Source organism: Gordonia sp. VNK1 (genome assembly GCF_040049135.1).
GTDB classification, from domain to species: domain Bacteria; phylum Actinomycetota; class Actinomycetes; order Mycobacteriales; family Mycobacteriaceae; genus Gordonia; species Gordonia oleivorans.
In genome coordinates this window covers 245,307-257,622 of the sequence record NZ_JBDZDJ010000006.1, presented here as the reverse complement: position 1 = coordinate 257,622, position 12,316 = coordinate 245,307, and the positions used below count along the sequence as shown (strand labels likewise).

General features: G+C 67.9%; 16 protein-coding genes. 14 read left to right on the top strand and 2 right to left on the bottom strand.

The features are described from left to right. Window positions 1-49 precede the first annotated feature (49 nt). On the bottom strand, window positions 50-274 hold the full coding sequence (locus ABLE94_RS10085; protein WP_348808677.1) for a hypothetical protein: 225 nt from the start codon (window positions 272-274) through the stop codon (window positions 50-52). Here ABLE94_RS10085 and mltG point away from each other — a divergent pair. From mltG to ABLE94_RS10035, 11 genes are all read left to right on the top strand, one after another. After that, window positions 258-1,946 (top strand): endolytic transglycosylase MltG, encoded by a 1,689-nt coding sequence (gene mltG, locus ABLE94_RS10080; RefSeq protein WP_348808676.1) that lies wholly within the window; start codon window positions 258-260, stop codon window positions 1,944-1,946. The genes ABLE94_RS10085 and mltG overlap by 17 nt on opposite strands. Then, window positions 1,943-2,836: a shikimate dehydrogenase gene (locus ABLE94_RS10075; RefSeq protein WP_348803674.1), complete on the top strand. Its 894-nt coding sequence runs from the start codon at window positions 1,943-1,945 to the stop codon at window positions 2,834-2,836. Before mltG ends, ABLE94_RS10075 begins: the two co-directional genes overlap by 4 nt. Before the next feature lie 140 nt (window positions 2,837-2,976). Next, the gene (locus ABLE94_RS10070) at window positions 2,977-3,414 is read left to right on the top strand and encodes a prepilin peptidase (protein ID WP_348803675.1); all 438 of its coding nucleotides are present in this window, start codon (window positions 2,977-2,979) and stop codon (window positions 3,412-3,414) included. Further along, the gene (gene aroC / locus ABLE94_RS10065) at window positions 3,402-4,610 is read left to right on the top strand and encodes a chorismate synthase (RefSeq protein ID WP_348803676.1); all 1,209 of its coding nucleotides are present in this window, start codon (window positions 3,402-3,404) and stop codon (window positions 4,608-4,610) included. The genes ABLE94_RS10070 and aroC overlap by 13 nt, the downstream gene beginning before the upstream one ends. Then, window positions 4,607-5,182, top strand: coding sequence for a shikimate kinase (locus ABLE94_RS10060; RefSeq protein ID WP_348803677.1), 576 nt, complete (start codon window positions 4,607-4,609; stop codon window positions 5,180-5,182). The genes aroC and ABLE94_RS10060 overlap by 4 nt, the downstream gene beginning before the upstream one ends. Further along, window positions 5,179-6,303: a 3-dehydroquinate synthase gene (aroB, locus tag ABLE94_RS10055; protein ID WP_348803678.1), complete on the top strand. Its 1,125-nt coding sequence runs from the start codon at window positions 5,179-5,181 to the stop codon at window positions 6,301-6,303. Before ABLE94_RS10060 ends, aroB begins: the two co-directional genes overlap by 4 nt. A 36-nt stretch (window positions 6,304-6,339) precedes the next feature. After that, complete coding sequence (locus ABLE94_RS10050; RefSeq protein WP_348808675.1) at window positions 6,340-6,852, top strand: hypothetical protein; 513 nt, start codon at window positions 6,340-6,342, stop codon at window positions 6,850-6,852. A gap of 392 nt (window positions 6,853-7,244) precedes the next feature. Beyond that, a complete protein-coding gene (locus tag ABLE94_RS10045) occupies window positions 7,245-7,820 on the top strand; it encodes a DUF222 domain-containing protein (protein ID WP_348808674.1) in 576 nt (191 codons plus the stop codon). Window positions 7,821-7,872: 52 nt separating this feature from the next. Further along, window positions 7,873-8,388: a DUF222 domain-containing protein gene (locus tag ABLE94_RS26425; protein WP_425476176.1), complete on the top strand. Its 516-nt coding sequence runs from the start codon at window positions 7,873-7,875 to the stop codon at window positions 8,386-8,388. Window positions 8,389-8,499: 111 nt separating this feature from the next. Further along, the gene (locus ABLE94_RS10040) at window positions 8,500-8,727 is read left to right on the top strand and encodes a hypothetical protein (RefSeq protein WP_348808673.1); all 228 of its coding nucleotides are present in this window, start codon (window positions 8,500-8,502) and stop codon (window positions 8,725-8,727) included. A gap of 37 nt (window positions 8,728-8,764) precedes the next feature. Continuing rightward, a complete protein-coding gene (locus ABLE94_RS10035) occupies window positions 8,765-9,259 on the top strand; it encodes a hypothetical protein (RefSeq protein WP_348808672.1) in 495 nt (164 codons plus the stop codon). A 212-nt stretch (window positions 9,260-9,471) separates the two neighbouring features. Here the strand turns inward: ABLE94_RS10035 and ABLE94_RS10030 are convergent, their stop codons facing one another. Next, window positions 9,472-9,975, bottom strand: a complete 504-nt coding sequence (locus ABLE94_RS10030; protein ID WP_348803681.1) for a B-4DMT family transporter — start codon at window positions 9,973-9,975, stop codon at window positions 9,472-9,474. Between the two features lie 126 nt (window positions 9,976-10,101). Between ABLE94_RS10030 and ABLE94_RS10025 the strand changes: the two genes are divergently transcribed. The 3 genes from ABLE94_RS10025 to nusB are packed head-to-tail and all read left to right on the top strand — an operon-like array spanning window position 10,102 to window position 12,297. Continuing rightward, window positions 10,102-11,208 (top strand): M24 family metallopeptidase, encoded by a 1,107-nt coding sequence (locus ABLE94_RS10025; protein ID WP_348803682.1) that lies wholly within the window; start codon window positions 10,102-10,104, stop codon window positions 11,206-11,208. A 36-nt stretch (window positions 11,209-11,244) separates the two neighbouring features. Further along, entirely contained in the window at window positions 11,245-11,808 is a 564-nt protein-coding gene (efp, locus tag ABLE94_RS10020) for an elongation factor P (RefSeq protein ID WP_348803683.1), read from the top strand. 15 nt (window positions 11,809-11,823) lie between these two features. After that, complete coding sequence (nusB, locus tag ABLE94_RS10015; RefSeq protein ID WP_348803684.1) at window positions 11,824-12,297, top strand: transcription antitermination factor NusB; 474 nt, start codon at window positions 11,824-11,826, stop codon at window positions 12,295-12,297. Window positions 12,298-12,316 lie beyond the last annotated feature (19 nt).

Below are 12,316 nucleotides of genomic sequence, written 5' to 3'. Positions count from 1 at the left end.
CCGCGGTGACCGACGAACGGCATCGGAGTCGCCATCGAGAGCACTCCGATCACACGGGCGGGAGCATGGATCCCGAACGGTTGCGGTACTTCACGCAATCGGTCGAGGGTCGACCCAGCACCCGGCACCGCCGGCGCCGCGCGGACGGCACCGCCGGTCCGGCTCCGGCGACCACCCCCGCCCCGAACCGCAGCAGCGCGCCCGCCTCACCGGGCGCCGCCCCGACGGGGTCCGCGCCGACCTCGATGCGGGCCCGGGTGGCTCGCACCGACACGATCGACACCACGATCGACACCCGCAAGATGGCGCCGGTCGCGACGCCGACGGTCGACGAGGCCGCCGTCACCGACCTGCGCAAGCGTCCCGAGCCTTCGAGCGAGGTCATCGAGCAGCCGGTCACCGAACAGCCGGTCACCGAGCAGCCGGTCATCGAGCAGTCGGTCACCGACGCGACGCCCACCGCTCCGCCCGGGGAAGACGTCGATGCGGACCAGGTCGGCACCGAGCAGACCGAACAGACAGAGCCGAGCGACCTCGACGGATTCGGCACCGATGAGGTGCCCACCGAGACGGTCGACCCGACATCCGTCGCCCCCACGTCACGGGTGGTGGCGCCCGGAGCGCTTGCGGCACTGGCAGATCCGACCGTGTCGGACGAGGGCGGTTCCGGTTTCGCCGACACCGCGGCCCACGACACCGTCATCGCGCACGACACCGCCGATCACCGGACCGCGGCCGACACCGTCGTCGCAGACACCGGCGGAGCACCGGTCGACGATCATCCGGATCGGCGGCCCGCCGGGATTCGCCGTCGTCGACGTCGTCGGATCGGGATGATCGTCGCCGCCGTCGTGGTGTTGCTGCTGGTGGTCGGCGTCGGTCTGGTGGGAGCGAAGAAGGCCGGACTGCTCGATTCGCGCAAGGACTATACGAACGCCCAGGGCACCGGGGACGTGTTGGTGCACATCCCCGATGACACGACGATCAAGCAGATGGGGCAGATCCTCGTCGACGACGACGTGGTCGGCAGCGTGCACGCCTTCGTCGATGCCGCGGGTGATGCGTCGTTGTCGAGTGGGTACTACAAGATGCGCACCGAGATCCCGGCGTCGACGGCGGTCGAGATGATCTCCGATCCGGATGCGACGCACCGCGTCGGGCGGATCGTGGTTCCCCCGGGCACCCCGGTGGACACCAAACGGGACACCTCCGGGCGGGTCACCCCGGGCATCTTCGAGATGATCGCCAACCAGACCGGGGTGGACATCAACGGCCAACGCATCGGGGTGACTGTCGAGCAACTCGACGACGCCGCCGCGCAGGCGAGTGTCGCCGATCTGGGGATTCCGTCGTGGGCGCGCGACGCGGTGACCGGTCTGGACGGTGACCATCGTCGGATCGAGGGCCTCATCGCCCCCGGGACGTGGGAATCGATCGACCCGGGTCAGTCGGCCACCGAGATCCTGCGCTCACTGATCACCCAGAGCGCCGCGATGTATGAGAAGTGGGGGCTGTTGAGCAACAACAGCTCCGGTCTGAGCCCGTACCAGACGCTGGTCGCGGCATCGCTCCTGCAGGGCGAGGTCAATCCGGCCGACTACCCCAAGGTGGCCCGGGTCATCCTCAACCGGCTGGACAAGGGTCAGAAGCTGGAGTTCGACTCGACGGCCAACTACACCGCTCAGGTGGTCGACCTCAACGTGCACGACGAGGACCTGCGGGCCGGTACGCCGTGGAACACCTATGTGATCCGGGGGCTGCCACCCACCCCGATCGGGGCGGTCGAGGAGCAGGCACTCGAGGCGATGGAGCAACCCGCCGACGGCAACTGGCTGTACTTCGTCACCGTCGACGCGAAGGGGACGACCCTGTTCACCGCCGACTTCGATCAGCATCGGCGCAACATCAGCACCGCGTGCCGCAACAGGTTCATCACGTGCCGGTGAGCCCTCCGCCGTTGGACCGGCCGGGGTTGGCCGGGCCGGTGGGCGGACGACATGCGCGTGCCGCGGCCGTGCTCGGCTCACCCATTTCACATTCGCGGTCACCGGACCTGCATCTGGCGGCATATCGTGCTCTCGGCCTGACCGACTGGACCTACGTGCGTACCGAGTGCACCGCCGAGCACCTGCCGACGATCGTGCGGTCGGCGAGCCCGGCGCAGGTCGGGTTCTCGGTGACGATGCCGGCGAAGCTGGCGGCCCTCGCGGTCGCCGACGAACGCACCCCGCGGGCCGTGCTGGTGGGATCCGCCAACACCCTGGTCCGGACCGAGGCGGGATGGCGTGCCGACAACACCGACATCGACGGGATGACCGGCGCGCTCGCCGCACTCGGGGTGCTCCCCGAGACGGTCGGCACCACGCTGCCGCGCGCGGCCGTCGTCGTCGGAGCCGGTGGGACGGCCCTGCCCACGGTCGCCGCGCTGGTGGCGGCCGGAGTCGACGACGTGACCGTCGTCGCCCGAAGTGCCGACCGGGCCCGCGGTGTCCTCGACCTCGCCGACCGACTCGGGGTCCGCGCATCCCTGCTGCCGTTCGCCTCCGACGACGACCTCACCCGGCGCTGCGCCGAATCCGCGGTGACGGTGTCGACCGCACCTGCCGCGGGGGCCGCCGCCGTGGTCGGCTCGCTGTCGGCGGCCGCCCGGGTGGTCGACGTGATCTACGATCCGTGGCCGACCCCGCTCGCCGCCGCGGTCACCGAGGCCGGCGGACGGGTGGTCGGTGGTCTGGTGATGTTGCTGAACCAGGCCTTCTCCCAGGTGGAGCAGTTCACCGGGTACCCCGCTCCGCGGGAGGCGATGGCCGCGGCGATCGGCGCTGCGGCCGAGTGAGCCGGTGCGCGCCGACCGGGGAGACCCCGCCGCCCGCGCGTCCTCACCCGTCATCCCCAGAGCCTCCGGGGCTCACAGGTGGGCGGCGATGCCCGCGTCGGTGACGTGGCGTGGTGCCCATCGTCGGTGACACTGCACCGATGACCCCTGCAGCGGCGCTTACGGCGTCGGCAACCTCGGTGATCCTCGCGTGGCTGGCGGTGATCGCCGGATTCGATCACCGGCATTCCCGGATACCGAACATCGCCATCGTCCCCGGTGTCGCGGCGATGATCATCGCCGGCGCCATCCATCCCGTCGTGTTGGCAGCGGCGGTCGCCGGGTCCCTGGCCTACCTGTCGGGATTCCTCGCAGGTGCGTGTGGCGCCGGCGACGTCAAGCTCGCCTTCGTCCTCGGTGGTGTGCTCGGCGATCCGGTGTCGGCGCTGGTGATGGTGCTGATCGCGCAGGTGATCACGCTGGCCGAATTCGTGCTCGGTCGCGGTGGGCGAGTGCGCCGACCGCACGGGCCCGCCCTCGCCGGGGCCTTCCTGGCCACGGCCGCGGTCGGGGTCGTCGTCGGCGCATGGAACAATTGATCCTTGTGTTGCGCTGGATAACCGCCGGAGAGTCCCATGGCCCGGCCCTCGTGGCGATCGTCGAGGGGATGGTCGCCGGAGTCGAGGTCACGTCATCGGATATCGCCCTGCAATTGGCCCGTCGTCGACTCGGCTACGGCCGGGGCGCCCGGATGAAGTTCGAGGCCGACAAGGTCACCGTGATCGGCGGCATGCGTCATGGCCGATCCATGGGCGGGCCGATCGCGATCGAGATCGGCAATACCGAGTGGCCCAAGTGGGAAACCGTGATGGCCGCCGATCCCGTCGACGCCGCCGAACTCGAGGGCAGCGCGCGGAACGCGCCGCTGACCCGGCCACGTCCCGGGCATGCCGATTTCTCCGGCATGCTCAAATACGGCTTCGACGATGCGCGGCCGATCCTCGAGCGGGCCAGTGCCCGCGAGACCGCCGCCCGGGTGGCCGCCGGGACCGTGGCCCGCAACTTCCTGCGCCAGGTACTCGGGATCGACATCGTCTCCCACGTCATCTCGATCGGTGCGAGCGATCCCTATGCGGGTCCGGCCCCGACGATCGCCGATCTCGAGGCCATCGACGCCAGCCCGGTGCGGGCCTTCGATACGACGGCCGAGACGCAGATGATCGCCGAGATCGAGGCCGCCAAGAAGGACGGCGACACCCTCGGCGGCGTCGTCGAGGTGGTCGCCACCAATGTGCCGGTCGGACTCGGTTCCCATGTGAGCGGCGAGACCCGACTCGACGCGCGCCTGGCCGGTGCCCTCATGGGCATCCAGGCCATCAAGGGTGTCGAGGTCGGCGACGGCTTCGCCACCGCGCGCCGCCGCGGCAGCCAGGCGCACGACGAGATGGTGCCCGGCCCCGACGGCGTACTGCGGTCCACCAACCGCGCGGGCGGTCTGGAGGGCGGCATGTCCAATGGCGAGGACATCCGGGTACGTGCGGCGATGAAGCCGATCTCGACCGTGCCGCGGGCGTTGTCGACGATCGACATGAGCACCGGTGATCAGGCCAGTGCGATCCATCAACGCTCGGATGTGTGTGCGGTGCCCGCCGCGGGTGTGGTCGCCGAGTCGATGGTCGCGCTCGTGCTGGCACAGGCCGCGCTGGAGAAGTTCGGTGGCGATTCGGTGGCCGAGACCAGTGAGAACCTGCGCGGGTACCTGAAACACATCGCGACCCGGCCGCCCCGCTCATGACGGCCCCCGACAGCGGCGCACAGGTCGGCGGGCCCGACCGCCCGGTTGCGGTCCTCATCGGCTTCATGGGCGCCGGAAAGTCCACCGTCGGAAAGGTTCTCGCCGATCGCCTCGGTGTCGATTTCATCGACACCGACACCGAGATCGAACACCGCGTGGGGCAGACCATCCCGGAGATCTTCACCGGCTCCGGCCCGACCCGGTTCCGGGAGATCGAACGCGACGTCGTCCTCGACATCCTCGAGAATCATCGCGGAATCGTCGCACTCGGTGGCGGTGCGGTGACCACGCCGGCGGTCGCCGACGCACTCGCCGGACACCGGGTGATTCATCTGCGTGTCGGTGCCGAATCCGGCTTCGCGCGGGTGTCGGGTTCGGATCGGCCGCTGCTCGCATCCGCCGATCCCGCTGCGCGATACCGCGAATTGCTCGAGCAGCGCGCCGACACCTACGCCGGAGTGGCCACCATCGAGGTCGATGCCGCGGCCGGTGATCCCGAGCAGGTCGCCGACGAGATCGTCACCGCCATCGCCCACGAACTTCGCGAACTCGTTCCCGAGAGGACGTCATGACCGACCCTGCCACGTCGACCGAACCCGTCCGCATCGCCGTCAACGCGTCGTCGCCCTATGACGTCATCATCGGTCGGGGCCTTCTCGGTGACCTCGCGCAGGCCGCGGCCGGTGCCGACCGCGTTGCCGTCCTGTATCAGCCGACCCTCGCACAGACCGCCGAACAGATCCGGGAGTTCCTGTCCGACAAAGGATTCGATGCGCACCGGGTGGAGATCCCGGACGCCGAGGCGGGTAAGGACCTCAAGGTCGCCGAGTTCTGCTGGGACGTGTGCGGCCGGATCGGCCTGAAACGCAACGACAAGATCGTGTCGCTGGGTGGGGGAGCGGCCACCGACCTCGCCGGATTCGTCGCCGCCACCTGGATGCGTGGCATCGGCGTCATCCACGTCCCGACGACCCTGCTGGCCATGGTCGACGCCGCCGTCGGCGGCAAGACCGGCATCAACACCGACGCCGGGAAGAATCTCGTCGGGGCCTTCCACGAACCCGACGCCGTCCTCATCGACATCGCCACCCTCGAGACCGTGCCGCGCAACGAGGTCATCGCCGGCCTCGCCGAGGTCATCAAGACCGGTTTCATCGCCGATCCGGTGATCCTCGACCTCATCGAGGCGGATCCGGCCGCGGCCACCGATCCCACCGGAACGGTGCTGCCGGAGCTCATCCGGCGGTCGGTGCAGGTGAAGGCCGACGTGGTGTCCGCCGACCTCAAAGAGGCCTCACTCCGCGAGATCCTGAACTACGGGCACACCCTCGGCCATGCCATCGAGCGGCGTGAACGGTACCGCTGGCGCCACGGTGCCGCCGTGGCCGTCGGACTGGTGTTCGCCGCCGAGCTCGCGCGCCTGGCCGGGCGCCTGGACGACGCCACTGCCGACCGTCACAAGTCGATCCTCGATCTCGTCGGATTGCCCACCACCTACGACGCCGACGCGCTCGGTGACCTGCTGACAACCATGGCCGGGGACAAGAAGAACCGCTCGGGTGTGATGCGTTTCGTCGTCCTCGACGGGCTCGCCAAGCCGGGGCGACTCGAGGGACCGGATCCGTCGCTGATCGCTGCCGCCTACTCGGCGGTGGCTGCCGACGCCGCGCCGAACGGCGCCACCCTGTTGTAGTCGTCGGGGCGGCCGCGCGTGTGTGAGCAGTGCCTGGTGTCGCCGGTCTATTTCGGCGAACCACTGCCGGGGTGGCGGCTGGCGCGGGCGCGTCTGGCGTCGCCGGTCGCAACCTGGGGGCAGGGCGAGTGGGGTCTGTTCCAGGTGAACGATCCGGCATTCCGGTGGTCGACCACGCCGACGGCCAGCCCACTCTGGGGCATGTCGGACGCCGAACAGGAACGGTGGTGGGCGGCGCACGACACCGACGACGACCCGGACGTACGCCGGGTGATGTGGTTCGACGACGAGCGATGCGCCGATTTCCTCGACGCCTTCGGGACATGTTCGCCCGACTTAGGTTTCGACCTGGTGTCCGGGGCGCTCCAACGCGGGTATCGCCTCGACGACGGGTCGTTCCGGATGTGGTTCTTCGACTACCTCGGTGAGTACCTGCGCACGGCGGAGCCGCTCGTCGAGCCGTACGACGAACGGCCCGAACTGATCCGGAATCTGCCCTTCGATCCGACGATCGGGCGCGATCCGTTGCCCGGCGAACCGTTGTACTGACAACACCTTCCGCCGGTCGAACACCCTCATCCCGTCGGTCGAGCCTCTATCCCGCTGGTCGAGCCGCTATCCCGCCGGCCGAGCACCCACATTTCGCCGACCGGCCCCACATCCCGCCGGTCGATCACCCATCCCGCTGGTCGGGCCCCTCATCTCGCCGGTCGATCACCCATCCCGCTGGTCGGGCCCCTCATCTCGCCGGTCGAGCCGGTGAGGAGCGCTAGCGACGAACCGTGTCGAGACCCGGTGACACAAGGCTGGAAATAGCCAGCACCCCAACCACATTCACGTATCCACAAACTGTGGATAGAAAACAATTGCGAGTGCCTTCGAGAGTGGCTATAATAGAACACATACGCCACAACGGCCTTCTCGGGGGAGGTGACATCAGCATGACAGACACCACCGACAGTCCCATGTCACGACCACTGCAGCTGATGCATCAACTCTCCGAGATCTTGGACGAGTTGGCCGCCACTCCGATGACCGCCTGCTCCGACCTCGAGGTGGTGGAGGCGGCGAAACTGTCCGAACAGATCGCGACCCGTACCCACTTTCAGGGTGACCGGGCGATCCTGGAAATCTCGGATCGTGGTGTGCACCGCAAGGTCGGCAAAGTCAGTCTGTCGAATTTTCTGAACTACGATCTGCGGATCGCGCAACCCACCATGCGCATCGCTCACATGAAGGCCACCGCCCGATTCCATGGATTGACCGGGCAACCGGAGGAACCGAAGTTCCCGACGCTGTCGGCCGCGTATGAGAAGGGTTTGATCGGTCACACTCACCTGTCGGCGGCGTTGGAAGCGTTGGACAACATTCCGAATGCCGTCGCGCATGACAAGAAGGTCGCCGCCGAAGCCACCCTCGGCGAAAAGGCCACCGAGCATATTCCGGCCGACATCACCAAGATGGGTGCCCGAATTCTGGCGCACCTCGACCCGGACGGGCAGTTGGTGGAGGAGTAAGGAACGCCAACAGCGCCGTAACTTGTGGATCAACCAGTCCCGTGTCGATGGGATGGCGAAACTCAACGGGCACCTGCCGCCGGTCACCCGTGCCTTGTGGGACTCCATGTTGGATGCGTGGGCGCAACCTGGGATGAATAATTTGAGTGATCTGGAGTCGCCGACCGGTGCGATCGGGGATGCCGACCCCGACGTGCTCGCCGCTGCAGTGAAGCGTGACGATCGTTCTCAGGCGCAACGCAATCATGATGCGATGCACGTCCTGTTGGTGTCGGCGATGAAAGAAGGCGTCCTCGGCAACGCATCGCGGCCTGCCGGTCGCGTTGATCATCAAAACCTTCCTGCAAGATCTGTTGGCCGGCGCCGGGTATGCCACCACCGCGTCTGGATCCACCATTCCTATTCCGGATTTGCTCAGTGCGTTGGGGGACATCGAGGATCCCAACGATGTGCAGCAGTTCCTGGCGGTGTTCTCCGACGCCATCGACCTCCCGTTGTATCTGGGGCGGGCGCGGCGGTTGGCATCGACCGAGCAGCGGATCGCGTCGTTCTCCCGCACCGGTGGTGAAGTGTGCTCCTTCCCCGGTTGCGGGCAACCCGCCTCGCATTCGGAGATGCATCACGCCAAAGAAGACTGGGCCGACGGCGGGAAAACCGACATCACCGACCTGGCCCCGGCGTGCGGGCCGCACAACCGGATGGTCGGCCCAACCCCGGCCAATACACCACCGGCATCTACGAAGACGGACCGCTCGCCGGACGGTGCTGGTGGCAACTCAACGCCGCACCCGGCATGCCCGACAACCCGAAGATCGTCAACGACCACCCCGACATCACCGCACTCTACGAGCAGAAACTCGACCAGATCCGCGACCAGATCCACCGCGACCCCGCTCAGCGACGCTGATAGTGGTGCCGGCGCAACCGAACCCGCAGACACCGAAGTGGTCGATGCCGAAACTGCTGACATCGAAGCCGACGCCACCGTCGACGTCGATGTACCGGCTGATCCCGACGCCGACAGCGACGACGAGGACACCGCGCCGCCGGCTGTGGATGCCGAAACCTTGTCCGATCGTGGTGTTCCGAAGGATCATCCGGCTCCGGCCGCGGACTCCTCGAGCATCGTCGACAGCGTCGATCAGGATGACGACCACGAGTCCGGCGTCGCTGACCAGCCTGAACCAGGCGTCGACGAATGCGATTCCGGCGCAGCCCAATCCGATCCCGTCGAACCCCGACCACCCGACCCGCGAGACGGGCCTGGCGGGCATTCTGACGAACCTGGTGTCACCAACACCGGGGAGATCGACCTGGTCATCTTCGACGGAGACGGTGTCCCGATCACCGACGATCCCGATGACCCTGACACCGTTGCCGCGCTCGATCGTGTCTCCCGTACCCGGATCAACCTCAGCGACACGACCACCGAGGGATAAGCACGTCAGCACCGCATCCGTGATGGCGGCATCCGTACCAGCGATGCCGACCGGGAACGTGAGCTCGAGGAACTGGCCGCCATCGGCATGAACCCTCGCAACAGCCGGATCGAACGTGTCCTGGCCGCCAGGCTCCACTACCGGCTCGACACGTCCTGAACCAGCTTGGCCCCATCGGACTTGTCGGGCCTGTCAGAACAGCCGGACTAGCCTCAGACCCGCTCGATCTGCTCGGTCTTCTCCGCGTCGGGATGCACCGACCAGTCGCTGGTGTCGGGTGCGTTCTTGCGCTGATCACGCCGGATCAGGAAGCGACCGACCGCCGCGCCCACGAAGGCGGGCACGAAGATCAGCAGCGCCGTGAACGAACCGCCGGCGAACAACTCGACGGCGAAATTGGCCTGGCCGATCCCGGCGAACACGAAGGTGCCCAGCACCCACGAGATGATCGCCGACGCGGCGCCCGCCAGAACGCCGGCCTTGAGCCAGCGCACGGTGAGGTCGTCGTAGTCGTCCGGGTCGGGATTGGCGCGTGCGTCGGAGATGCCGTCGATTCCGCCCCACAGCACCGCCACGAGGACGACAGCTGCCACAGCGATGGTCTTCCACACCGTGGAATGCAGTGGGGAGTGGATGATCGCGATGCCGAGGAGTACGCGGACACCGACGTGGACGGCGGTCATCACCACACCGCGCAGCAACCAGGGGAGAGCCATGGTGAGAAGAGTACAAGAGAGGGAGCTCGGAGAGTGCCGTTGGCCACAGTTGGGCGTTGCCGGTGAGCGTCGCCGGCCGGGGCGGCGGCCGCGTCGAAAGTGCCGACGACGTCGTAGCGTGGAGGAATGCCCACCACCCCCGACCACGCCGCCCGCCGCGAACGCCTGCGAGGTCTGCTGACCGCGCACGAGACGCCCGTCGACGCGCTGATCGTGTCCGACCTGATCAACCTGCGGTATCTGACCGGATTCACCGGCTCCAACGGCGCGCTGCTCGTCTCGGCGTCGGGTCCCGACGCCGACCGCATCTGCACCGATGGCCGATATCTCACCCAGGTCGCCGCGCAGGCCGGTGACCTCACCGCCGTCATCGCACGCGACTGCCCGCGGGAACTGCTCGGGGTCGCCGCCGCGGCGGGGGCCACGAGGATCGGGTTCGAGGCCGACGCCCTGACCGTCGCCGCGCACCGGCGACTGGCCGACGACTCACCCGACGGTGTCGAACTGGTCGGCCGATCGGGCCTGGTCGAGGGCCTCCGCGAGGTGAAGGACGCCGGTGAGGTCGCGCTGCTGCGCCGGGCCTGTGCCATCGGCGACGACGCGCTGGCCGCGATCATCGCCGACGGCGTGATCCGGGCCGGGGCCACCGAACGCGAGGTCGCGCGGGCCCTCGAGTGGGCGATGTACCGGCTCGGTGCCGATGGCATCGCCTTCGAGACGATCGTCGCCGCCGGCGCACATTCGGCGATCCCGCATCATCGGCCGACGGACGCGGTCCTCGCCGACGGTGACCTGGTCAAGATCGACTTCGGGGCGCTCTACGGCGGCTATCACTCGGATATGACCCGCACCTTCGTGCTACGTCGGGCGGCAGCGTGGCAGAAGGACATCTACGACCTCGTCGCGGCCGCGCAGGCCGCCGGCCGGGCAGCGCTGGCACCGGGTGCCGATCTGCGCGAGATCGACGCCGCCGCCCGCACGATCATCGCCGACGCAGGCCACGGGGAGGACTACGTACACGGCCTCGGCCACGGCGTCGGCCTGCAGATTCACGAAGCACCGGGAATCGGCAAACTCGCGACGGGTACACTGCCATGCGGCGCAGCGGTGACCGTGGAACCCGGGGTGTACCTCCCGGGACGAGGCGGAGTCAGGATCGAGGACACCCTCGTCGTCACCGACGGCGATCCGGAGCTGCTGACCGCCACCGACAAGGCATTCACCGTCATCTGACGGCAATCAGACGAAAACCAGGAAAGAAGACGACCTATGGCGACCACCGCCGATTTCAAGAACGGCCTCGTGCTGCGCATGGACGACCAGCTGTGGCAGATCCTCGAATTCCAGCACGTCAAGCCCGGCAAGGGCCCGGCCTTCGTGCGGACCAAGATCAAGAACGTGCTCTCGGGCAAGACCGTCGACAAGACCTTCAACGCCGGTGTGAAGGTCGAGACCGCGACCGTCGACCGCCGTGACATGACATTCCTCTACAACGACGGCACCGACTACGTCTTCATGGACACCCAGGACTACGAGCAGTACGCACTCCCGCCGGCCGTCGTCGGTGACGGCGCCCGCTTCCTGCTGGAGAACATGACCGTGCAGGTCTCGCTCAACGACGGCAATCCGCTGTTCATCGAGCTTCCGGTCACCGTCGAGATGGAGGTGACCCACACCGATCCCGGTCTGCAGGGTGACCGTTCCACCGGTGGCACCAAGCCCGCCACCATGGAGAGCGGCGCCGAGATCCAGGTTCCGCTGTTCATCAACACCGGCGACAAGCTGAAGGTCGATTCCCGCGACGGCAGCTACCTCGGCCGCGTCAACAGCTGAGCGAGACCTCCCCACGTGAAGCAGCCCGGAACCCGACACAAGGCGCGCAGACGCGCCGTTGACCTGTTGTTCGAAGCGGAGGCCAAGGGGGTTGCCCCCGACAGCCTCATCGCCGAACGCCGCATCCTGGTGAACTCCGACGAGAGCGTCGGACAGATTCATCCCTACACCCAGCGGGTGATCGACGGCCTCGTCGCCGACAGCACCCAGATCGACGCGGTGATCTCCTCGCATCTGAAGGGGTGGACCCTCGAGCGCCTGCCGGCGGTCGATCGCGCCATCCTGCGTCAGGCGACGTGGGAATTGTTCAATGCCACCGACGTCGACCCGGTCGTGGTGGTGGATGAGGCCGTCGAACTGGCCAAGGAACTGTCCACCGACGATTCCCCGGCCTTCGTCAACGGAGTGCTCGGGACGATCGCCGAACTCGCTCCGCAGGTGCGGGCGGCCGCCGCCGCGCAGCCGCGGACGGACCCGCCGCAGATCTGACTGCGTCGACGTCAGCGCG